A 22,285-nucleotide genomic window follows, 5' to 3' on the forward strand; every position below is an offset into this window, starting at 1 on the left:
GGGGAGTGGTGCTACAATCGCGCCCATGTCTGCGCCCTACCACTACCGATTCTTCGATGCTGAACTGAGCAGTGAGATCGAACTTCCCGCCCTCGGCACACCGGCGGAGATACCGCAGGCTTCCAGTGAGAGTAAAGCGGTCGCTGTTCGATTGGCAGCGCCTGGACTGCTGCCGGAACAGAGTGTGGAGTGGTACCCGCTGCCAACTTTGGAAGATACGCCTGCTTTCTTGCGTGTCGGCACAGTGGGTGACCACTACCTTTTGCGCTGTGACAAGTATGTCGATTTCAGGATTGGCCCATCGCTTTCAGAGGTGGTGGTGCACCCGGCACCTGACCTGCCCGAACACACCTTGAGTCATCTATTGCTCGACCAGGCGCTGCCGGCCTTGTTCGGCCAGCGCGGGCGTCTGGTATTGCATGCCAGCGCTGTGCGCTGGCAGGACAGGGCGCTGGTGTTTGTGGGCGAATCCACCTGGGGGAAGTCTACCCTCGCTGCAAGTTACGGTGACGCGGGCGGCTACCTCGCGGATGATGCCGTACTCCTGCAGCCCGGTGCCGATGGGCAGGTGCTCGCTACTGCCAGCTATCCCGGCGCACGCCTGTGGCCCGAGTCCTTCGACGCGCTGCTGGGGGAAGACGCCAGGCACGAACAGTTTGCCCACTACGCCAACAAGCGCCGCCACACGCCCAGGCACCTGGAGCGAGAAGCGCCGTTACCCCTGGCCGGTATCTTCTTGATCAACGACCCCTATGAAGCGCCAGCTGAGCAGATATCCACCGCACCGCTGCGAGGCCAGGAAATGCTTCTGTTAATGCTGCGCCGCGCCTTCGCCCTGCACGCCACTGACCCTGCCTTGATGCAGGCCCTGCTGCAGCAGGCCGGATCTGTGGCCCGCAGCGGTGCGCCCGTGAGGGCGCTGAGCTATCCACGCCGGCATGAGTTACTTCCTGAGGTGCGCGAAAAAATCGCCGCGGAGATTGCTCAGGGGCCAATGGAATGAGCGCATTGCTCGCACACATGGCTCCCGATATCGAGCCGACGTGCGGCCCCGCGCAAATCGAGATAGAAGCCGGGAGTGGCCTTAAAATCGCCGCCACCGCGCGCCTTGATGTTGGCGGCCAGGTACTCTCCGGCACAGCCGCTGCGATGCATATTCTGCAGGCCTATCGCGAGCGCGGCCCCGATGCCCCCAGACACCTGCTCGGCGAATTCAGTTTTGCTATCTGGGACAACGCCAGGGGCATTTTCTTCTGTGCTCGCGACCACCTTGGCGTAAAACCGTTTTACTACACCGCGGCCCCCCGCTCCTTTGCCTGCGCCACTGATCAAACCGCATTGCTCGCCTTGCCCTGGGTGCAGCAGGACCTGAACGAAGCCCGCGTGGCTGACTTTCTTCACGGCTGGCTTGAGCGGCTGGACCAAACCAGTACCTTCTATCGCAGTGTTGCCCGCCTGCCCCCCGGCAGTTGGCTGAAAGTGACAGCCGATGGAAAGCTGCTCCAGCAGCGCTACTGGCAACTCGAACCCGGCGAGCCACTCGCGCTCCCGGACCAGGGTGCCTACAACGAAGCCTTGCTGGAATATTTTACCCGGGCTGTGGAGCGCCGCCTGGCGAACGAAGGTGACACCGGCGTCGCCCTCAGCGGAGGAGTGGACTCGGGTGCCATCGTCGCTGTGGCCCGCAACCTTGAGCATTTCCAGCATACGCAAAAACTGCACACATTCTCGGGGGTGGCCGAAGATGATCAACACTGCCAGGAAACGATGCGTCTGCGTGGAGTCGTCGCCCAGGGTGGTGTGACACCGCACTACCTGGCTCCCTCCCAGGCGCCGACCCTGAACGAGAATTGGCCACTGCAGCGCAAGACCTGCGAGCCCTTCGACGCGCATATGAATTTTTATGCCTTGTGTTGTCAGGCGGCCGCCGGCGCCAACGTGAGCATTATGCTCGACGGCGTGGACGACGTGATCATGGACAATGTGGATAGTTATCCTGCGTACCTGATCCGCTCCGGGCGTTGGCTTTGTGCCTGGCATGAAATCAGCGCACGCAGTGTGCTGACTGGCGGCGCTCAAACAAAAAGCTATCTGCTCAAGCGGCACCTGCGCGAGCAGCCTGGCATGCGTCAATTGCTGGCCTGGCGCAACCAGCGGGCCAGTAGAGCAGTTGATCCGGTGACTGCGGCCGTGCGCGGCACACTCATTAACCCAGATCTTGCCCGCCGAGTGGACTTGCCCGGCCGGCTGCAGGCCCTGGAGGCAACCTGGCCTGCTGGTTTGTCAGCGACGATGGCCGAGGCGAACTGCGCCGACATCAACCACCCTTTTCTGACGGTGGCGCTGGAGCGCTACCACCGTGTGGCGAGCAATTTTGGCATCGAACCGCGCCATCCCTGGTTGGACCGGGAACTGGTGGAGTGGGCGATCCGGCTGCCCTGGCAGCAGCGAAACCAGCACGGTTGGACCAAGTACCTTGTGCGCCAGGCCATGCAGGGCAAACTACCGTCTGAATCACTCACCCAGGTCGATAACGCGCACGTGGGGTGGGCCATTACCGAGGCACGCTACAAAAGCATGGCGCCGTACCTTGATGGTTCGCTGGATGACGTGGCATGGGCGATTGATGTTCCTCGCCTGAACGCCAGCAATGACCCTGAGTTGCGGTGGCGCGCCCTTGCTCTAATCCAGTGGTTGCGCCAGTGAACAGTGCACTGCTGGAGTTTCCCAGACAGGCACCTTCGACGGACACTGATGAGGCGCCGCAAGTCTACATGCAGGGCCGAATCGACAACGGGGTGGATGTACTTCAGGCCTACCAGCGCTTCGGCTTGGAATTCCCGAAGCATTTGCTGGGGGACTTTGCGATCGTGATTCACGACAGCGCCCGGCAGCGCGTGATCGCCGTGCGCGACCAGTTGGGTGTACAGCCCTTTTACTATCACCTTGGTTCGCAGCGGTTACTCTGCGCCCAGAGTGAGGGCGAACTATTGGCCCATCCAGACGTGACCAGGGCGATCAACGAAGCCGTGGTGGCTGAAACCCTGGACAATACAACGACCACCCTGACAGAAACCCTGTACCGCGACATCCAGCGCCTGCCACCCGGGCAACTGCTCGTGGTCACCCCGGATAGCCACCAGTTTCACATCTACTGGGAACTCCCGCTCTATGAGCCCTGGTCGCGTGCTACGCCCGAGCAAAGTCAGGATGAGTTCAACGACCTGTTGCAGCAAGCGGTTGCTGCCCGCATCTCGGGAGTAGAGCACATCGGTGCCAATCTCAGTGGTGGCCTCGACTCCACTGTGGTCGCTGCAGCGGCGCAGCAATGGCTTGACCAGCACCGCCCCGGAACCAAACTGAAAACCTACTCGTTGCTGATTGACAGTGCGTGGACCGAGCCCGAAGCGCCGCGTATTCAGAGTATGCTCAATCACTACCCCTTTGACGCGACCCTCAAGCGGTTTACGCAAGCCCCCGAACTTGACTGGGCAGCTAATGCTAAACGTAATCACAGCCTTCCGGACCACCCCATATTCACTACCCACGATCTCTATCTCGACCCATTGCGGGAGCATAAAACGCAGGTGTTGCTCACTGGTGAAGGGGGCGATGACTGGTTTTCTGGAGATGACTATCTATTCGCGACACTGTGGTCGCGGCCCGCGCAGGCCGTGAATGAGCTCCGTTACCAGGCGTCTGATTCCTGGCTCGATGGAGTGAAACTGCTCGCAGGCTCGTTGGGCTGGCCGCTGCTGCCTGGCGCAATGCGCAGGCACCAATTCGAGAAGCGCGCGCGGCCTGGCTATTCACCCTTTCTCGGCCATGCACTCATGCGCCGGACGGGGCTGGAAGAACGCTACAAAGAAATTGGCGCTTGCGGCCAAAGTCGCTCATTAGCGCGCAGTACCCGGGCTTATCAGTTGCATCCGGCCTCCCTTGCCGAGCGTTTCGAAATGGCGCATATGCATGGGGCTAACCGCGGTTACGAGCTGCGCTTTCCCCTGTCCGACCGGCGCCTGGTGGAGTTTGCGCTGCGTACACCGCCGGGACAGCTGCGCAGGGGGCCCTGCAATAAACTGCTGCTTCGAGGCAGCGGCCTGTTGCCCGAAAATGTCGCCCGTAGCCCGGCCAAAGGGGACTTTAGTGCCGCTATTCAGAGTGCGCTTAATCAGCCTGTGGTTCGAGACACGCTCAATAATCTTCGGATTGCAGAATTGGGTTGGGCCGATCAACGGGCTGTAACCGAAGCACTGCAAAAGATGGACAGAGGCGCGCCACAAGCAGGCATTCTTCGCTTACTGCGATGCCTTTGGTTGGTGTTTGCCGTAGAGATTTGGTACACCTGTTATATCAGAGAATAAGGCAGTACAATTTTCGCAAGGTAGTACGAACGCACAGCGCGGAGAAGTCAATGGACCAGCACGCAGACAAGGCAGAAAAACTAGCGCTCAACAGGCAGCGTCTCCCCTATCGCACTCCGAAAATTAACGAGTTCGGCCCCATCGCTGCCACAACTCTGGCGGGTAATGGGTCTATTGCTGATGGGGGCAATGCGAGTGAAGGGGCTCATGCCGGCGAAACCGCCAGCGTCAGTGGCTTCGATTCTACTTTTCCCTGAGGCTCAGCCGCATCATCCGTTGCCACCGCCGAATCCGGTAGCGCAGCTTTTCCCCTGAGCTGGCTTTTAGCGCCAATTCGCTGGCGTAGCTGGTGGAAGTCCGCCTCAGCAATGGCAGCAAAAAATCCTGATTAGAAACAATACGCCGGCAATGCTCGGCCCCGCAATCGCATTCAAACCACCAGAGTAGGCTCACTTCGGTAACCCCATAGTCGTAACAAATCTCTTCGCCCGTAACGATAGGGCGGGTCGACCACAAAGCACGATCTGACATAACAGTGTTCGGCGCGCAGCTATGGTTCATGCACCATTCCAGCGGTGAGCAGGGGCAAAACAGATCGATGTCGACCTGGCTGTGCAGCCCGTCATCATCCATGTTTGCCATAAGCTGTGCGAGCGACATCAGCCCCTGGTGCGGCCCTCGCCAGACCACTTCACCCGCTTCAATGGGCTCGCGCGCGAACAGGCCTGTACCGTGGATAGGGCTCTGAGAGGGTGCCAGTGAAGGGTGAAGCAAGTATCCTCCGGGTATGACTAAAAAGCGTTTCGCTAATATTAGCCGCGTCGGTGGTACTTTGCGCGAAATGATCGCGCATGGCCGCGTTGCTCTGGTGAACCGCTACTATGACTTTCGCCATGGTACCGATACCGCAGCACATCTTTACCTGAACGACTTTCAGGTGCCGGAGGAAGCGCTGGAACACGCGATCTGGTATGCGCCCATAGGCGAGAGTAGTTTGCGCCAGGCGTTGAGCGCCCTGCCAATTGACAGTAGCGAATATCAATTTATCGATATTGGATGCGGCAAGGGCAGGGCGCTACTGACCGCCAGTGAGTTTCCTTTCTCCACCATCACGGGGGTGGAGTTCGAGCCCGGGCTTGCGGCCATTGCTCGCAGAAATATCGAAAACGCGCGGATCAGGCATCAGCAGTGTCATCAGCTACAGGTGCTAACCGAAGATGCCCGGGACTATGCGATTCCCCACGCGGCCTGTATTTTTTTCCTGTACACCCCATTCACCGGCGAGTTGCTGAAACAGGTATTGCGCAACATTCGCGAGGCAGCGCTCAGCAGTGCCCAACCCATGGTCATCATGTTTCTGGACGATGTGGTACCGGGCAGCCTGGCGCCGCCGGTGCGTGAGTACCTTGCCCAATGGCCAGGCTGGGAAGCACTGCCAGCCCCTGATACGCGTGACTTGGGTCACCTCTACGCCCTGGATTGGGTCATTTTCCGCACTCAACAAGAGCCCCGAAAATGAGAAGTACGTCACCCACAGCCAACTGGACGCCCCCCACTGCACCCACGTAAAATCGGGGGTCATATAGTTGGGTTAAGACCCTCTCTGGAGAAGAGTATGTACAAGCAAGCTGCCGCCCTGATCGGCGCTGCCGCCCTGATGGCTGCCGCACACACTGCGAGCGCCCAGGGAAATACGATCAGCGAAGCTGACGCTATCGCCCTGGTGAAGCAAATGCAGGAAGACAGCGAACCCGGTTTCGAAATGGTAGGCGACCTGGTCGAAGACGGCTGGCCCGTGGCAGACGCTACCGCGCTGGTCGTGAGCCAGGCTGACCCGGCTTACCGCCGTGGTGCCACCATTTTTGGCATGTGCCTGGCCGGGCGCAACGAGGAAGACGCCGGTAGCGTCGGTAAAGCCGTGGAGGAAGCCCTGGGCGGCACTGACGAAACCGTGCAGTACGCCGTGAGCACCTTCGATTTCGATGACTGCGAACACTACCACTCCCTGCTCAACGACTACGGGGAATCACCCACCCAGGCGGGGCCACCCCAGGGACCGGGCTTTGGTCCAGGCTTTCCACCCGTTAGCCCCTCAAGCTGACTTCAGACCGCACAGGGGTAATATTCGCAGCGTTTCTTGCGGTGCTCGTATGGGCGCCCATCCCCTTTGCCAGTGCCCGCGTGTGGGGCGCCATGCTGCTCACCTGCCTCATCGCCATACTGTGTGCTGCGTGGGCGATCGCATCGCTCACCCATCGTGCCCGGCTTCAACAAGACGTCTGGAACATCGCTCGCTGGCCTCTGCTGGGCCTCTGCCTGGTGCAGCTCTGGGTGGCTTTGCAACTGGTGCACCTGCCCCGGGGCCTGCTGGCCATTCTTAGCCCCCAGGCCGATGCCTGGCATATTCTCGAGGGTGCCGCGCCCATCAGCCTGGATGTGGAGGCCACGATGCTCCATTTTCTCGAAGGGCTGACGGTGACTGGCGCCTTCTTTTTGGCCATAGCGCTGGTGAACACGCCGGGCCGCCTCCGCCTGCTACTCGGTGCTCTGGTACTTTCCGGAACCGCCCAGGCCGCCTATGGCGCGCTGATGGTGCTCACCGGCATGGAATACGGCTTTCTGGTGGAGAAGTACGCGGGGAAGGGGGCCGCCACGGGCACTTTCGTGAACCGCAATCATTTCGCGGGTTACCTGGTGATGTGTCTCGCAGCCGGCATCGGCCTGCTGCTGAGCCAGCTCAATCAGCGCTCGCCAAGTAGCTGGAGAGAGCGCATCCGGGGCTATCTGGAACTCATGCTCAGTGCCAAAATGCGCCTGCGGGTATACCTCGCCGTGATGGTCGTGGCGCTGGTGCTGAGCCGTTCGCGCATGGGCAACGCTGCGTTCTTTACCAGCCTGGGGGTGGCCGGCTGCCTGCTATTGTTGACCCAGAAGCGTTTCAGCTGGCGTATTCCCGCCTTCCTGGGGAGCCTGTTGGCGGTGGACATGATGATCCTGGGGCAGTGGTTTGGTCTCGATAAGGTCGTGGAACGGCTGGAGCAGACGGCACCGGATACCGAGGCTCGGGTGGAATACTTCGGCCCGGGTTTGGATTATGTGGGCACCTTTGCGGCAACCGGATCGGGCGGTGGTTCTTTCTACGGCATCTTTCCCTACTTCCAACCCGAGAATGTGAAAGGCTTCCTCGATCATGCTCACAATGACTACATCGAATTCACGGCTGAGCTCGGTTTTCCGGCGGCCCTGCTGCTGCTCGCGATTTTCCTCGCCAGTGCCTGGCAGGCCTGGCGTGCGCTGGCCTGCCGCCACTCCCGGCTGTATCAGGGCGCGGCTTTCGCGGTGCTGATGACCAGTTGCTGGGTGCTGATGCACTCGGCGGTGGACTTCAATTTGCAGATTCCTGCCAACAGCGTCACTTTTGCCGTGATGCTGGCCCTGGCCTGGGTGGCTCGCGCATTGCCCGTAAATGGTTCCCAGAACCGTGAACTGCGTCAAAGTGCCAATCAGATTCGCTAGGTAAACTCAAGAAATTACTTTAATATCCACGACATAGCTGTGCTTTCCTAAGACAGCAACCTTTTGACACGCGTGGAAGACATAAACGGAATGCTTGCATGTACAAGCACCGGCAGGGACGTTCGGGTGAAAAATAACCACCAGGGTCGGTGGAAGCAACCAAATGGGCAGCTCGCAGGGCTGGCTCTGGCGTTGGCCTGTGTTCAAACGGCGCATGCTGTAGATGCGCAATACTTCGAATTGGGCCCCGTCAAAGTAGAGCCTGTGGTGTCGGTAGACGCCGCATGGGTAGACAACGTGTACCGCGACGCTGAAGACGAGCAGGAATCCTGGGTGATCAAAACGGTTCCGCGTATAGACGCAAGAATCGAAAACGGCCCCAGCCAATACGCGTTCCGCTACGAGCTACAGGATTGGTACTACACAGACTCGCCCGAGGGCGAAGATGACGATTTCACCGGTCACTTGTTTCGCGGCGACATCGATCACCGCTTCAACCTGAAGAACCGGGTTGAGTTGTTCGGCCAGCATCACAAGGCGCATGAAGAGCGCGGCACCGGCCTCACCGAGGGCGGCAGCCTGAGCCGCTTTACCGACACCCCCGTGGAATACGATGAAGACCGCTATGGCGGCACGTATTTCTATGGTTCTGGTGAGGGCAAAGGGCGGCTGGAACTGGGCGCCGAGTGGCAGGAAACCGACTACACCAATTACGAGATATATACCGACGGCTTCGACTACGAGCAGGTGCTGTACCAGGGCGTGTTCTACTGGGACGTGCGCCCCCGTACCGCCCTGGTGTTTGATGCCAGTTACCTGGATGTGACTTACCTGGAGGAGCGCGATAGACGGGCTTCACTGGATAGCGATGAGATCCGCCTGCTTATGGGTGTCAGCTGGGAAGCCAGTGGCAAGACCCGCGGCGAGGTTAAAATTGGTGGCTACGAGCGTGAGTTTGAGGACCCCCGCAGGGACAAAGCCGATGGCTTTGCGTGGGACATCAAGTTTAACTACCGCCCCAAAACCTACTCTTCTTTCGACTTGACCGCGCGGCAGCTCTCTCACGAGACCAATGGCTTCGGCGACTATATCGAAACACAGGAATACACCTTCAACTGGCTGCGACTGTTCCGCCGAAACTGGCAGAGTAAGCTGGGCGTGTTGTTTGCCAACGACGATTACAGCGGCATCGAACGCGAAGACCAGCGCCTGCATATCGAGTGGACCCTGCAAAAGCCCGTTAAACGCTGGCTGGACCTGGGTGTAGGTTGGCGCTTCGAAGACCGTGAATCAGACGACGATAACTTCACGTACAACCGCCAGTCCTTGTTTGTCACGATGAAAGCCAGCTTGTAATGCCTGGCAAGGCCCCCAGATTCTTCTCGGTGGCCTTGCTGCTTGCAGCTGCAGGTGTCATTGCAGCCACGGCTCCGAAAATCCCATCCGATTTTAAATACACCGCCCTTGGCACTGAACTGAGCTTCTGGACCCGAGAGGGTTACCGCCCCACGCCTGACACGCGCAGGGCAACGGTGGCGGCGTCCATCGAGTTGGCGGAAGCGCACCCGCACCGCGCAACCTATCAGGCCCTGGCGGCCATGGCGCTTGCAGGCCAAGCCAGGCTGAGCTTCGACCCACAGGTGAGTAAAGCCGCGACTGAAGAATCCACCCGGTTTAGCCACCGAGCAAAGCAATTGCGCCCGAAGGGCTAACGCGCGAAAATGACTGCCATAGTCTTTTGGCCAGCCTGAACACGATGTTGCTCATTTCAGCAAAAATGAAAATCGCGCTCACCACCTTATTCATGTTTGCCGTGTCTGTGCTGTCTGGTGGGCCAATGGCGCTGGCGCAGGACGCCTATAAACTCTCCTCCGGTGACACCATATCCATTCATGTCTACGGCGAGCCCGACCTGACCTTCGACTCGGTGTTGATCGGCCAGAATGGCAGAATCTCTTATCCCTTTCTGGGTGAGCTGAAGGTAGCGGGGCAATCGACCGCCGAACTTGAGCAGCGTATCGAGAGCAACCTGCAGCCGGACTACCTGATAGACCCACGGGTATCCGTTTCCATGGTCAAATACCGCCTGTTCTTCGTCAATGGTGAGGTGAAGAACCCCGGCGGTGTGGATTTCCAGCCCGGCCTCACGCTGAGAAAAGCCGTGTCCCTGGCCGGCGGCTTTACCGAGCGGGCCAACCGTAAGAAGGTGTTGCTTATTCAGGAGGCCGACCCGAATCGCGAAGAGCAGGAGGTGGGCCTGGATTACAAGATCCAGCCCGGCGACATCATCACTGTGCAGGACACTTTTTTCTAGATGAACGGCCAGCAACCACAACCCGTTATGCCTGCGCAGCAAGCCGACGACGACTTCATAGACCTGGCCAAACTCCTGCACGCACTGCTGCGCTACAAATGGGGCATCATCGGCCTGGCGCTACTCAGTGCGCTGCTTACGGGCCTATATGTGCAAACCCTTGAGCCCACATACCGCGCCAGCGCCTCCATTGTATTGGAGGCTCAAGAGACCCAGGTGGTTAATGTAGACAACTACAACAGCTACAATTATCGCAACTACGACTACTTTCAAACCCAATTTGAGTTGCTGAAAAGCCAGGACATTGCCGAGCGTGTGGTGCGCCGGCTGAAGCTGCAAGACCACCCGTTCTTCAACCCGAAAGAAGAGAAAGAGCCCAGCTTCAATGTGAGGGCCGCCATCACATCCTTGCTACCAGCCAGGGAGCAGGCTGCTCCGGTGCAGCTAAGCGAGGCGGAAAAGGAAGAGCTTAAGATCCAGGGAATCACCGCCTATGTGGCCGGCGGGCTCAGTGTTCAGCCGGTGGATTACAGCTACATTGCTTACCTCACTTTTGAATCCTCCGACCCAAAGCTCGCGGCCCAGATCGTGAACACGATGGCCGAGGAATTTATTCAGGCTAACCTGGAAGTGCGCCTTGAAGGCACCGTGCAGGCCACAGGCTGGCTCACAGAGCGCCTTGACGCCTTGCAGCAAAACCTGAGTGATAGCGAACAAGCCTTGCATGACTTCCGCGAGCGGGAAGGCCTGGTACAGGTTCAGGGCACCACCAACCTGGGCGGCAATGAGCTACAGGCACTTTCCCAGCGCTTGGAGGATGCGCGTAGGGTGCGCATTGAAGCTGAGAACATCAAGGACAATGTGCAAGGCCTGCCCAATGCGAGTACGGATGAACTGATGACTGTGCCTGCGGTGCTGCAGCACGAGTTGATACGTGAGCTGAAGCGCACCCAGAGCCAGGCTGAGCGCAAGGTGGCGGAGCTTGGCAAGCGCTACGGCGCTAAACATCCGAAGATGATCGCCGCCCGGAGCGACCTGGACGCGGCAAATGACGACCTGGCCCGAGAGGTCAGAAAAATTGTTTCCGGAATCAGCCGTGAGTACGAGCTGGCCTTGCGCAATGAACAGCAACTTCAGGCCAACTGGGAGGCCCGCAAGGAGGAAATGCAAGACTTCAACCGCGTGGAATTTGAGCTGACGAAGCTGGAACGTGTGGTAGAGACTAACCGGCAGCTTTACGACATCTTCTTCAGCCGGATAAGAAACATGAGCGAAACCGGCGGCTTCGAAAAGCCCCACGCCCGCCTGGTGGACAGGGCACTGCCGCCGTCTGCACCGTTCAAACCCAACAAGCGCCTGAGCGTGATGCTCGCCCTGGTCCTGGGCGGTATGCTCGGCTGTGGTATCGCGATCTTGCTTGACCTGCTCGATAACACCGTAAAGTCACCGGACGATGTCGCCGACAAGCTGCGTGTGCCTTTGCTAGGTACGCTGCCCAAAGTCGATGTCGCCGAAGGTGGTTATATCGAGCACATCTGGCAAAAACAGAACAGCCATTTTGCAGAATCTATACGCAGCCTGCGTACGAGCATCTTACTGGCCAATGTAGACAGCCCCGCCCAAGTGATCGTGGTTACCAGCACCTTGCCGGGTGAGGGGAAGTCGACGATTTCACTCAACCTCGGGGCCGCCATCGGCCAGATGGAACATGTCTTGGTAATCGGCGCCGACCTGCGCCGCCCCAGCCTGGCGGCAAAGTGTGGGCTGGAGCCCAACCACAAGGGCCTGAGCCACTTTGTATCCGGCACAGAAGAGCTTGATGATTGCATTGAGTACCTCGAAGACATTGGTATCCACGTTATGCCGGCTGGCGTGATACCCCCCAATCCGCTGGAAATGATCAGCTCGAAACGGTTCATCGACGCGCTGCAGACCCTGCGCACCCGATTCGATCGGATTGTTCTGGATTCCGCCCCCGTGCAGGCGGTGAGTGATGCCCTGGTGCTCACCAGCTACGCTGATTCTGCCATCTACGTGGTAAAGGCTGACGCTACGGCTGCCGCCCAGGCCCAGCGAGGGCTGGCCAGCATGGTAGGGAGTAATGAACCACTGGCTGGCGTGGTGCTCAACCAGTTCGAAGCCAAACGAGCGGGCCGCTACTTTAGTAAAGACCGCTACTACCAGTACGGCGAGTATTATTAGGTAAGCAAGGAGTAGCTTTGTGAGTTTGGGTCAAGGTTTAGAAATGCTCCGTGATTCACGTCTTCCTCGGCATAGGTGGCGACAACTTACCAGGCATTATCACGCCTCTGCTATAGTCGCTTGCTTTCTCGCCGGTATAGGTAATAAAGAAAAACGGGTTTTTGCTTGTAGCAGGAACAGTGAGATTTCTAGGTTGTACAGTATCTGTGCTCCTTTCGATACGGCAGTAAATCGGCTTGTAGTAAAAATACAGATGTTGATGAGCTCGGTTTTCTAGATTAGTCAGAGCTTTCTCTTCTCGCGCTCGATTTTTCTTTCTGGCTAGGATTTCAGAGAATAGAAAACAATGCTGATCAGCCATTAGAATAGGGATGAAGATAGTCCAGCAGAGATTTAATGTGGGAAACTGGCATTTTCTTGCTTCTCCCGAATTCTTTAGCGTAGGAACACGTTTATGAAAGCTAGCTTTGAACATGATTTTGACAAGTATTTGGCCGGCGAAGAGCTATATGGTGATGATTTTTCTATAGAGAAAATACAAGAATGGTATGAAGCTGAAGAAGAAGGATATGCAGACAAAATACGCGAAAAGGGTAAGCCCCTAGATTCATCACAATATCTTTACAACAAATTGCAGACTAAACATTGTTATAACTATTTACCTAAGGACACTGTTCTTGATCATGTCCTAGGGTTTGGTAGCGCGCATGGATACGAGTTTGAACCAATTGCAGGAATGATCAAGGAACTATCGATTATTGAACCTTCTGGACTCTTTCCGACTAAAACGATATTTGGCATACCAGCGAATTATGTAAAACCTGAAGTTGAAGGTGATTTGCCATTTGAATCAGGCTCATTCGATTTAGTCACATGCTTCGGTGTATTACACCATATTCCAAACGTATCAAAAGTTCTTGAAGAAATGTCACGCTGTCTGAAAACAGGAGGGCATTTGGTGATAAGGGAGCCAATATGTAGTCAAGGCGATTGGAGAAAACCCAGGAAAGCTCTCACGCTAAATGAGCGCGGGATTCCACTGAATATATTCCGAGATATTATTTTGAAGTTGAATCTCACCACAGTTAATGAGCAAGTGATTGTATTTAGGCCTGTCGTTAAACTATGGCAAATCTTAGGTCTGGGACATCCATATACGTCTAACTTTGGGGTAGAGGTCGATAGGATTCTTAGTGATCTTTTTCTATGGAACAATAGATATCATCCTAAATCCTTTACTGAAAGGTTCACGCCAACTGCGGTAATGTATGTTCTAAAAAAGTGAATTGATGAAACATAGGAAGCGGCGCCTTTGTACAATGAATCTTTCAAGCTCTTCAGCTAGGAGCTAACATGTGCGTGTAGCCTAATATGAGCAATATATCCTGCTCCTGAGTGCTATATTCCTGACCTTTTGCAGAAAAGTAGATCGCAGAAATGCCCCTAATGCTATTGTTACGTAGGTTACATTCCCTTAACTGAGTTGATCAGTCCTATTGTTTGAACCCCCCTCTACAAGGGTTGTCCAAGGCATGCAGGAAATTTCGATGCGACGGTCACATTTGGGATCCAAAAATCGCTTTGATCACTCCTGCCGCGAGCTTTAGATGAATGTGCTGAGCAACAATAGTTGAGTACACCAAAGAAATTCAGAGTCTTTGTCTGTGCTCTAAACAGGGAACCACTGCCGGTAAGTCGACCCTTCTGGCGATACACTGAGTCCTGGCCATCGGGTATCGTCGATAGCGCGCTTGATTTCGGAAATTGCGTGTGCTGGCAATCACGATTGATCTTGGATTGCTGGCATCACGAACGAATCGAGAGGATGAGCGTATAGAACTCCAGCCAGGTTGCCCCCAACAGCAGCGCTGCGACACTCGCCATGAACTAGCCTCGATTGCGCCGACTAGAAGGGCAGGGGAGGACTGTTTCCAGATGGTCCATTACAAGTCATACATAAAGAAGCAGAACTTATATGTGGAATAATTCAACTGTGCTTTTCGATAGAGAATGCTGAATTTCTTAGTCAGCACAGCGTTGGTCTAGATGCAATATCTGTATAGCTGCTGGATCAAAATGGCATACAAAAATGGATGTCATGGTTCCTCTGGAATCGTGTGTCCAAAGAAGTATATGGTGGCCAAGAATAAGGTCGAAACAAACGCTAGATCGTGTTGCATATCAGGGGATCATATCCGTACTTATGAATGAGAGCCCAAAGAGAGAGTTTTTCCATGGTGTTCTATGGAATCTCACGGAGCGGATTGGAAATCAACTAATTCGTTTTTTTCTGGGCGTTGTCCTAGCCAGGTTGTTGATGCCAGAAGATTATGGAGTGCTCGCGTTAGCTGCTGTAGTCCTCGTGTTATCGGAGATACTTATTGATGGCGGCATGATGATGACTTTGATTCAGAGGCAAAATAATTCGCAGGCGGAATATTCCACTGTGTTCTGGTCAAAAGTTGTCGCATCTTGTTTCCTGTACATTGTTGTATATAACCTTGCTTCTGGGATATCGAGCTTTTATGAAGTCCCAGCCCTTGAACGAGTTCTCCAGTGTATGGCTCTAATTCTTGTGATTAGTTCTTTGAGTGCAGTGCACAAAATACAGCTTACAAATAGGCTGGATTTCAGAGGCCAAGCGAAAATAATCTTGATATCGACTTTAATAGGCGGCGGGCTAGGAATAGCCTTAGCAATTGAAGGATTTGGAGTTTGGTCGCTAGTTGTACAGAGTATTGTAATTCAGGTAATCCAAACTCTACTATTTTGGTACTACAATAGATGGTCACCATCGTTGATATACTCAGTAGGATTCATAAAGAGTACATTCGGCACAACCTTCTTCTTTTTTATGAATAATGTATTGTTTGTGATTTACGACAATTTGTACGTATTCTTTCTTGGGAAAATGCATTCGCCGGCAGTTCTAGGCCTTTATTCAAGAGCTAAACAATTTGAGCAGCTTCCAGAAAACACTGCCAATTCTGTAATTGTTAAAGTCCTTTTCCCTGTTTTAACAAGGAGTAAAGATAAGCCAGACGAGTTAAGGAAAAGCACGGGTAGCATTCTCTCATGGCTAGTATTTATTGTTACACCAACCTTGCTGCTTGTGGCGATCAATTCCGAGCAAATTATACGTATCCTGTTGACAGAGAAATGGATTGGAGCAAAGGAATACTTGGTGATCTTGTCGGTTGCTGGAATTCTAGTCCCTGTTAATAATGCATTGATTAATGTTTTGAATGTATTGGGCAAGCCGAGTATTTCGACTGTTGTATACATTCTAAGAATAGCGTTTCTTTTGGGTGTGGCCGTGCTTGCCGCTGGGGTGCCACCCGTCTATCTAGTATCTCTACTAATTCCTGAAAATATGATTGTTTTCCTAATTCTCTGCAGTATTTGCAAGAGAAAAATTGGGTTAGGTTTGAGTGATGCAGTCGGCGCTGTTGGAACTGGGTATCTAACAAACTTACTGTGTCTTCTCTTAGTAATTACAATTCCAGTGAAGAACATTGCGGACTCAGACGTAGGCCATATACTCATCACTACCTGTCTTTACATGGCTTTATATTTCACTATGCACCTTCTAATTAGATCTCCTCAAATAGTCTTTATGAGCTCCTGGATAAGAAAAAAGAAGGAGAGCCGTGGTGATTAGCACCCTATTTACAATATTTAGAAACCGAGTATTCAGACTAAAGGGTATGATCCTAAAAGCAGTATTCATAATGCTAGGCTGTAAAGTCGGTCGAGGATTGAAATGCAAGGGCTTTCCTATATTCCGCACCTTCCCTAGAAGTAATTTCTACATTGGTGACAATGTCAATATTGGCTATCGGATAACATTTGACGTTGCAAGCAGTGGAGAGCTGATCTTGCATGATAACGTCAATTTGACGCAAGACATCATTATCAGTGCGATTGAAAGAGTGGATATTGGAGATAAGGCACTCGTGGCTGAGCATGTAAGTATTCGTGATGGTGATCATCAGTTTTCTGCAAATGAAGAGATAGTACGACAACCATTGAGCGGCCAGGCGGTATCTATCGGCAATGATGTTTGGATTGGAGCTGGCGTGAGGGTGCTTAAGGGAAGTCGCGTTTCTAGTGGATGCGTTGTTGCATCAAACTCAGTCATTACTAAGAATGTTCAGATGGATGAGGGAGGTATCTATGCGGGTATTCCTGCAACGAAGATTGGAGAAAGATAATGCATCATGGATTATTCTGGGGCGAATAATGCGTTTTTGGATTCACTCAATGGCACATGGTCTGATTAGGCAAGTCAATTGACTGCTTTCTCTTGCACATTCGAGCAATGGATGCTCCATGCTATCTTCTGGTTTTTGAGAGGTTTCGTTGACCATGGAAAAAATAGATCGTTTTTTACCGGAACGCAGAAGGTAGAAGGTCCACTTCTTCTATCAGTTTAATCGCATGAAAATAGGTATAGTAACAACATGGTATGAAAGGGGGGCCTCTTATGTCTCCCTCCAGTATGCGCAGCAACTTTTCGAAGAGGGGCATGAGGTTCTAATCTATGCTCGGGGAGGATACGATTCGTCGTTTCATCCTGAATTTAGTGTGGAAGTTGATGAGGATTCTAGTCTTATTGTCCGTTCGGCCCTGAACATAAAGCAATACAAAATATGGTTGGAAAAAAACCGTATCACGCATGTGCTATTCAATGAGCAATTCTGGTGGAAACCTATTCTGCTAAGTAAAAGCATGGGGGTTGTTTGCGCAGCTTATATCGATTATTACACTAAAAATTCGATAGGACTATTCGACGTTTATGACTTGATATTCTGCAATACCAAGAGGCACTTCAGTGTCTTTGAGCATTTGAGCAGCGCTGTCTATGTTCCGTGGGGAACTAATGTGGATCTGTTCCAGCCTCCAGAATGTGAGCGTGAGGCGAAGGATCAAGTCGTCTTTTTCCATTCTGCAGGGTGGTCGCCATATAGAAAGGGGACGGATCTGCTTCTAGATGCTTTCTACGAAATAGATTCAGAGTACAAGTTGATCATTCATGCGCAATGCGATCTGGAAAAAGAGTTGCGGGAAAAGTCATCAAAGATTCAAAAGATGAAAAATCTGGGACGCCTAGAAATCATTAGTAAAACAGTAGGTGGGCCTGGTTTGTACCACCTAGGTGATGTTTATGTTTATCCCACTCGTTTGGAGGGTATAGGCTTGTCGATTGCTGAAGCGATGGCTTGCGGACTTCCTGTTATTGTTCCTGAAAATGCGCCTATGAATGAGTTTGTCTCGACTGGGAGTTGTCGAACAGTAGATGTCGAGCGATTCTTTTATCGAGAAGACGACTATTATTGGCCTATTTGTGAAGTGAAAGGTGGTTCTCTTATTAAGCAAATTGAGTTCTATATTTCGAATAAGGACAAATTGGAGAGTTTTTCTCGTGATGTAAGAGAGCACTCAGAGATATATTTGAACTGGGCCGAGAATGCTAAGAACCTGGGAGAATACTTTGATGACGCGGCTGTTCAGGAGGACTGTAGTCCTCAGCTTATAATAGAACTTGAGAGAAGTGACATGAAGAGCATGAAGCTTGGCTGGTTGTTCAGCTTATCGCCGGTTGTCTATCGGATTTTTGTTCGGCTGTTTAGGTCCCTTTTCAGATGAGAAAGTGAGTGCGAAATGCCACTAGAAGCATGTTTTCCCTGAAGTTATTGGATTCGGATACTTGGCAAACTATTCGATTCAATTCTTTGTATTCGGTGAATTTTTTCTCGAAATCAAATTTTCTATTCAAAAATGGGTTTCACTAAGCAATGAAAGCTGTCCACAAATGCGATACAGAGAGTGGAAAAGGAAAGAAAATACTATGGCTATCCCCTAGCTTTAACCACTACAAGTCAAGATTTCTAGATCAGTTAGCTAGGGAGAAAGAGATCTGCCTCACTGTTCTATCAGGAGCAGGCAGAGAGGGTATGGGGGACCTCGAGTTAGATAGGGATTGGGCCTACGATTACCAAAAGATTGATGTTACAAAGAGTAATTTTGGCAATAGTGCAGTAGTCCGAAGCAAATTAAGGTCAATGTTTAAGAAGTTTGATTGGGTACTAATTCCTGCCGAGAAAAAAAACACTGCTTTACTTTTTTATGCAGTTTTTCTGAGGGTTTTTCACCCAAAAACCAAACTGTTTTCGTATTGCCATCCGACGACTATTTCTAGAAATGGACGTGTTACCTTTTTGGATAATCTTGTAACAAATACCTATTTCAAACTATTGGATCGCACAGTCTTTTATACTCAAGACAGTTGTGAATGGGCAGTTAACAACAAAAAAATCTCGAGAGTGAAAGCTTATTGGGCAAACAATACAATCGACACGAATGAAGTGGCGCAGAGCTATTCTTTTCATTTCCCCCCGGAGAATAGGCGAGGTATTGTCTTTATAGGCCGAATTATTCCCTCAAAACGAATAGATTTGCTCTTGATCTACTATCACGAACTTAGAAAGTCTTTTCCAGAGCTCACATTGGATGTTATTGGCGATGGACCTGAGTCCCATATTCTAGAAAAGGCTGCGAGGAAGTGCGACAAAATTAGATTACATGGCTCTATTATAGACGAAAAAAGAATAGCTCCACTTATGTCCAATGCAACAATGGTCTTTGTTCCAGGGTTATCTGGTCTTTCTGTCAATCATGCTTTTGCATATGGCCGAGCATACTTCACCTTGAACGTTGTGAAGCATGCTCCAGAAATAGGGTATTTAGAGAACGGAGTGGAGGGCTATCAACTAGCAGGAGATTTCGAAAGCAATATTGGAGTATTGAAAGATTTTCTTTCTGATCGAGAGAAAATTAGGTCGTTCTCCATGAACGCGTTTAAAAAGAGTGAGACTTTGTCTGTAGACGCTTGGGTAAAACAGATTAAGAGATGTTTTCAGTGACAGCTCGACCAACTATTCTTTTTGTTGCTCCATATCCCCCTCCGTATTCTGGTCCAGAATCATCAGCTAAGATGTTTCTTGAGTCAGATATCACGAACTACTTTGATATAGTTTTTTTCAATACTAACTTTAGAAAATCTAACACAGAAAAAGGTAAGGCCAACTTAGGTGCTGTATTCATATTTTTCAAGTTTACTCTCGGATTAATTTTGAGGCTCATCCAGAACAATCCGAAAATTGTATACCATTATGTTACCGCTACATCATTAGGCTGGCTCTTTAAGGACATCTGGTTGATCGCGATTTCAAAGCTTTTCGGCAAAAAGGTTGTGCTGCATATGAGAGCAGGTCATTTCAACTCAAACTTTGAAAGAGCGAATTTTCTCGAAAGATTTGTTATTGCTAGGTTTGCTAGGATTTGTGATTTGGGTTTGGCGCAATCAATATCGCTTGAGCCTCAGTTCAAGCACCTACTTCCGTCACATAAGGTCAGTCACGTTCATAATATGATTGATTGTAGAAAATATTCTCGAACGGAACCTCTATCCACTAACCAAGTGGTATTTTTTATGGGACATCTTACGCAGGCAAAGGGATACACAGATATCCTGAAGGCAATGCCTTCCGTCATAGAGAAGTTCCCAAAAGTGAAATTTGTATTTGCGGGTACTAAGCTCGAAAAAGAAAGAAATGTTTTCAATAATTATGTTAATGGAGCCCCTATCCTATTTGAAAATACCAGGGAAATTGAAAGTGAAATAGTGCGATCACACCCGAATAACTATTGCTATCTAGGAGTTGTTGATGAAAGAAAGAAAATTCAACAACTTTTAAGTAGTAGTATATTTGTGTTGCCATCCTACTCAGAAGGCTTTTCTATGTCTGTATTGGAAGCTATGGCGGTTGGGCTGCCGATAGTGACAACGCCTGTAGGCGCTCTACAAGACATTATCACTAACGAGGATAGTGGACTTCTTGTTTCCCCAGGGAATATAGAGCAGCTGACGAGATCTCTTATACGTTTGCTTTCTGATCGAGAGTTGCGAGAAGAAATCGGCGAAAGAAATATGGAAAGTGTTAAGAAATTCTATTCTATGGATAAAGTAGCTATAGAGTATAAGGCCATTTTCGAGAAAGTTCTAGATCATGAATAGTCTTGTCTCATTCAGATCTATAGAGAGATCTTTCGACGAGGTTGTTTCCGTTAAACAATTAGAAATCGAAAGCACCATACTTCCAGAGTTTTCGAACAAAATCCGAAAAATGATATTTTTTTTTCTTCGCGAAGGTGCCGTAGAAACTCTAAAAAAGTATCGGTCTCTAAAATGGTATAATAGGCATTTGGAAAAATACTTGACTCTTATAGTGGTGAGGAAGGGTCTTGACTTGTACTACAATCTGTCCATTCAGTCTGATTCAAATCTCCAGCACTTCTTGATCAGCAATACTTTCTTCCCAGAGAACGAGTGTTTTAATCTTTCTACGAACTTAGCCGAGCTGAATGCAGATAGAGAGATTTTGGAAAAATTCAATCAGTTTACTCCGAGCGCCGCAGAGGAAGATTCCGTTTCTGTGTCTAATTTGGATTTACACACGTCATTTGTTGAGTTTGAAGAACAGGACTCTGGGCTTATAATCTATGGTCTTGGTGGTTATGCTTTCACTCATGTACTGCCGGGCCTTCAGGATTTAAAAAGGTTGGCATGCGTAGACTACAAGTATATGCGAGCAAGAGAGTTTAAGGAGAATCATGGCTTTAAGTACTTTTTTCAGACTCCCGATGAGACCGAAAATTTACTGCGGCAGACTAGATCCCCAGTAGTAGTGATCGCGACTTATCACTCAGATCATGCTCGTCTTGCAAAATGGGTATTTGAGAAAAACTCGAACGCAATTATCTTCATTGAAAAACCTCCGTGTGTAACCCTAGATGACCTCGAAATGCTCGAATATATATATAGGGCTGGTGCAAAGATAGAAGTAGGCTTTAATAGAAGATACGCTCCGATATACAGAAAAATTAAGAAAGTGGTAAGCGGGAAAAAGTTGTTCATTACTTTTTCGATTAAGGAGGTGCTTATAAAGCAGAATCATTGGTACAACTGGCCAAATCAAGGTACTAGATTGACCGGAAACTTGGTTCACTGGATCGATCTTGCTAATTATTGGATTGACGCCGAGCCCATCGACTTGGTCATGAATTTCTCAAATACTAGTCTTGATGATTTCACCTTATCTGTTTCTTATGATGATGGCTCACTTGTGAATATTACCTGCTCTGACAAAGGCAATTCTTTACGGGGCGTGCAAGAACTAGCTGAAATCAGGTTTGATAGTCAAACGATTCTAGTAGATGACAATTTGGGATATAGGCATATAAAGACTGATGGAAGAAATTTCAATCGGCGCATGCAATTCAGAAACAAGGGGCACTCGATTATGTATGAAGAATTTAACAAAAACATAAAGAGCGAAATTTTTAACTATAAGTTGGATGACTTGGTGCGTACAAGTAAAGTAACCGTAGCTGCAACGGAAATGCTTTTGAAGGGTTTACATCACAAAAAGATCGTGTGAAGTCTGCTTTCACAAATCCCCAGTCACAGGCCTTTTGTGACGTAGTCGAGTCATCATGGGTTTCTACCGAATTTCTTACGCCGGACCTTTGGTTGAGCAGCGGATGCTAAAAAAAGTTCTACATAGAGAAGCTAAGAGCGAGGATAGGCTTAATACCCAATTTTTATAGCATTAAGCGGTGCGGTTTCTGCTTGCTAGCGATTATTTTGCTCCGTAGAGATTTTCCTAGTTAGCGTCAGAGTTCATAGCGGTGAACTGATTATGTGTATACCACCAGAAAATGCCTCCAAGTCAGGAAATTGATTTTCAATTTCTCCTGCGCCACTACGGCTTATACTGATCAGCCTATAGATATGATCGAGTTTCTGTTCTGAAGGCTAACAATC

At 51.1% G+C, this 22,285-nt stretch carries 19 protein-coding genes; 18 read left to right on the forward strand and 1 reads right to left on the reverse strand.

The genetic code is table 11. The features are described 5' to 3' along the window. Positions 1–25: 25 nt before the first annotated feature. The 4 genes from EY643_RS02425 to EY643_RS02440 are packed head-to-tail and all read left to right on the forward strand — an operon-like array spanning position 26 to position 4,621. Positions 26–1,003 carry a phosphoenolpyruvate carboxykinase (ATP) gene (locus EY643_RS02425; protein ID WP_152660710.1) on the forward strand — a complete coding sequence of 326 codons (978 nt, stop codon included), beginning with the start codon at positions 26–28 and terminating at the stop codon, positions 1,001–1,003. Then, positions 1,000–2,706: an asparagine synthase-related protein gene (locus tag EY643_RS02430; RefSeq protein ID WP_152660711.1), complete on the forward strand. Its 1,707-nt coding sequence runs from the start codon at positions 1,000–1,002 to the stop codon at positions 2,704–2,706. Before EY643_RS02425 ends, EY643_RS02430 begins: the two co-directional genes overlap by 4 nt. Further along, a complete protein-coding gene (locus EY643_RS02435) occupies positions 2,703–4,364 on the forward strand; it encodes an asparagine synthetase B family protein (protein WP_152660712.1) in 1,662 nt (553 codons plus the stop codon). The genes EY643_RS02430 and EY643_RS02435 overlap by 4 nt, the downstream gene beginning before the upstream one ends. 50 nt (positions 4,365–4,414) lie before the next feature. After that, on the forward strand, positions 4,415–4,621 hold the full coding sequence (locus EY643_RS02440; RefSeq protein ID WP_152660713.1) for a hypothetical protein: 207 nt from the start codon (positions 4,415–4,417) through the stop codon (positions 4,619–4,621). Here the strand turns inward: EY643_RS02440 and EY643_RS02445 are convergent. Next, a complete protein-coding gene (locus tag EY643_RS02445; protein WP_152660714.1) occupies positions 4,608–5,138 on the reverse strand; it encodes an SET domain-containing protein in 531 nt (176 codons plus the stop codon). The genes EY643_RS02440 and EY643_RS02445 overlap by 14 nt on opposite strands. Positions 5,139–5,151: 13 nt before the next feature. Here EY643_RS02445 and EY643_RS02450 point away from each other — a divergent pair, with 13 nt between their 5' ends. The 14 genes from EY643_RS02450 to EY643_RS02515 all read left to right on the forward strand — a co-directional run bounded on the left by EY643_RS02450 (position 5,152) and on the right by EY643_RS02515 (position 21,899). Continuing rightward, the gene (locus EY643_RS02450) at positions 5,152–5,883 is read left to right on the forward strand and encodes a methyltransferase domain-containing protein (protein WP_152660715.1); all 732 of its coding nucleotides are present in this window, start codon (positions 5,152–5,154) and stop codon (positions 5,881–5,883) included. 96 nt (positions 5,884–5,979) lie between these two features. Beyond that, a complete protein-coding gene (locus EY643_RS02455) occupies positions 5,980–6,465 on the forward strand; it encodes a hypothetical protein (protein WP_152660716.1) in 486 nt (161 codons plus the stop codon). Between the two features lie 41 nt (positions 6,466–6,506). Continuing rightward, on the forward strand, positions 6,507–7,880 hold the full coding sequence (locus EY643_RS02460; protein ID WP_152660717.1) for an O-antigen ligase family protein: 1,374 nt from the start codon (positions 6,507–6,509) through the stop codon (positions 7,878–7,880). A gap of 126 nt (positions 7,881–8,006) precedes the next feature. Further along, positions 8,007–9,236: an outer membrane beta-barrel protein gene (locus tag EY643_RS02465; RefSeq protein WP_170287253.1), complete on the forward strand. Its 1,230-nt coding sequence runs from the start codon at positions 8,007–8,009 to the stop codon at positions 9,234–9,236. Then, complete coding sequence (locus EY643_RS02470) at positions 9,236–9,592, forward strand: hypothetical protein (protein WP_152660719.1); 357 nt, start codon at positions 9,236–9,238, stop codon at positions 9,590–9,592. The genes EY643_RS02465 and EY643_RS02470 overlap by 1 nt, the downstream gene beginning before the upstream one ends. A gap of 44 nt (positions 9,593–9,636) precedes the next feature. Further along, positions 9,637–10,194 carry a polysaccharide biosynthesis/export family protein gene (locus EY643_RS02475; protein ID WP_205743128.1) on the forward strand — a complete coding sequence of 186 codons (558 nt, stop codon included), beginning with the start codon at positions 9,637–9,639 and terminating at the stop codon, positions 10,192–10,194. Continuing rightward, a complete protein-coding gene (locus EY643_RS02480) occupies positions 10,195–12,396 on the forward strand; it encodes a GumC family protein (RefSeq protein WP_152660720.1) in 2,202 nt (733 codons plus the stop codon). A gap of 454 nt (positions 12,397–12,850) precedes the next feature. Beyond that, the gene (locus EY643_RS02485) at positions 12,851–13,681 is read left to right on the forward strand and encodes a class I SAM-dependent methyltransferase (RefSeq protein WP_152660721.1); all 831 of its coding nucleotides are present in this window, start codon (positions 12,851–12,853) and stop codon (positions 13,679–13,681) included. 918 nt (positions 13,682–14,599) lie between these two features. Further along, positions 14,600–16,057, forward strand: a complete 1,458-nt coding sequence (locus EY643_RS02490; RefSeq protein WP_170287254.1) for a lipopolysaccharide biosynthesis protein — start codon at positions 14,600–14,602, stop codon at positions 16,055–16,057. Continuing rightward, positions 16,050–16,610 carry an acyltransferase gene (locus tag EY643_RS02495; RefSeq protein WP_152660723.1) on the forward strand — a complete coding sequence of 187 codons (561 nt, stop codon included), beginning with the start codon at positions 16,050–16,052 and terminating at the stop codon, positions 16,608–16,610. Before EY643_RS02490 ends, EY643_RS02495 begins: the two co-directional genes overlap by 8 nt. A gap of 226 nt (positions 16,611–16,836) precedes the next feature. Continuing rightward, complete coding sequence (locus tag EY643_RS02500) at positions 16,837–18,045, forward strand: glycosyltransferase family 4 protein (protein ID WP_152660724.1); 1,209 nt, start codon at positions 16,837–16,839, stop codon at positions 18,043–18,045. 149 nt (positions 18,046–18,194) lie between these two features. Then, on the forward strand, positions 18,195–19,322 hold the full coding sequence (locus EY643_RS02505; protein ID WP_152660725.1) for a glycosyltransferase family 4 protein: 1,128 nt from the start codon (positions 18,195–18,197) through the stop codon (positions 19,320–19,322). Then, positions 19,319–20,476 (forward strand): glycosyltransferase family 4 protein, encoded by a 1,158-nt coding sequence (locus EY643_RS02510; protein ID WP_170287255.1) that lies wholly within the window; start codon positions 19,319–19,321, stop codon positions 20,474–20,476. Before EY643_RS02505 ends, EY643_RS02510 begins: the two co-directional genes overlap by 4 nt. Positions 20,477–20,708: 232 nt before the next feature. Next, positions 20,709–21,899 carry a Gfo/Idh/MocA family protein gene (locus EY643_RS02515; protein ID WP_152660727.1) on the forward strand — a complete coding sequence of 397 codons (1,191 nt, stop codon included), beginning with the start codon at positions 20,709–20,711 and terminating at the stop codon, positions 21,897–21,899. Positions 21,900–22,285 lie beyond the last annotated feature (386 nt).

Origin of the sequence: Halioglobus maricola (assembly GCF_009388985.1) — a bacterium.
Taxonomy (GTDB): Bacteria; Pseudomonadota; Gammaproteobacteria; order Pseudomonadales; family Halieaceae; genus Halioglobus; species Halioglobus maricola.

Bases quoted from the DNA above. Each gene is read 5' to 3' on its own strand.
- EY643_RS02485 (WP_152660721.1), top strand. From the start codon at position 12,851: ATGAAAGCTAGCTTTGAACATGATTTTGACAAGTATTTGGCCGGCGAA.
- EY643_RS02430 (WP_152660711.1), top strand. From the start codon at position 1,000: ATGAGCGCATTGCTCGCACACATGGCTCCCGATATCGAGCCGACGTGC.
- EY643_RS02450 (WP_152660715.1), top strand. From the start codon at position 5,152: ATGACTAAAAAGCGTTTCGCTAATATTAGCCGCGTCGGTGGTACTTTG.
- EY643_RS02500 (WP_152660724.1), top strand. From the start codon at position 16,837: ATGAAAATAGGTATAGTAACAACATGGTATGAAAGGGGGGCCTCTTAT.
- EY643_RS02470 (WP_152660719.1), top strand. From the start codon at position 9,236: ATGCCTGGCAAGGCCCCCAGATTCTTCTCGGTGGCCTTGCTGCTTGCA.
- EY643_RS02440 (WP_152660713.1), top strand. From the start codon at position 4,415: ATGGACCAGCACGCAGACAAGGCAGAAAAACTAGCGCTCAACAGGCAG.
- EY643_RS02455 (WP_152660716.1), top strand. From the start codon at position 5,980: ATGTACAAGCAAGCTGCCGCCCTGATCGGCGCTGCCGCCCTGATGGCT.
- EY643_RS02490 (WP_170287254.1), top strand. From the start codon at position 14,600: ATGAATGAGAGCCCAAAGAGAGAGTTTTTCCATGGTGTTCTATGGAAT.
- EY643_RS02425 (WP_152660710.1), top strand. From the start codon at position 26: ATGTCTGCGCCCTACCACTACCGATTCTTCGATGCTGAACTGAGCAGT.
- EY643_RS02475 (WP_205743128.1), top strand. From the start codon at position 9,637: ATGTTGCTCATTTCAGCAAAAATGAAAATCGCGCTCACCACCTTATTC.
- EY643_RS02505 (WP_152660725.1), top strand. From the start codon at position 18,195: ATGAAAGCTGTCCACAAATGCGATACAGAGAGTGGAAAAGGAAAGAAA.
- EY643_RS02480 (WP_152660720.1), top strand. From the start codon at position 10,195: ATGAACGGCCAGCAACCACAACCCGTTATGCCTGCGCAGCAAGCCGAC.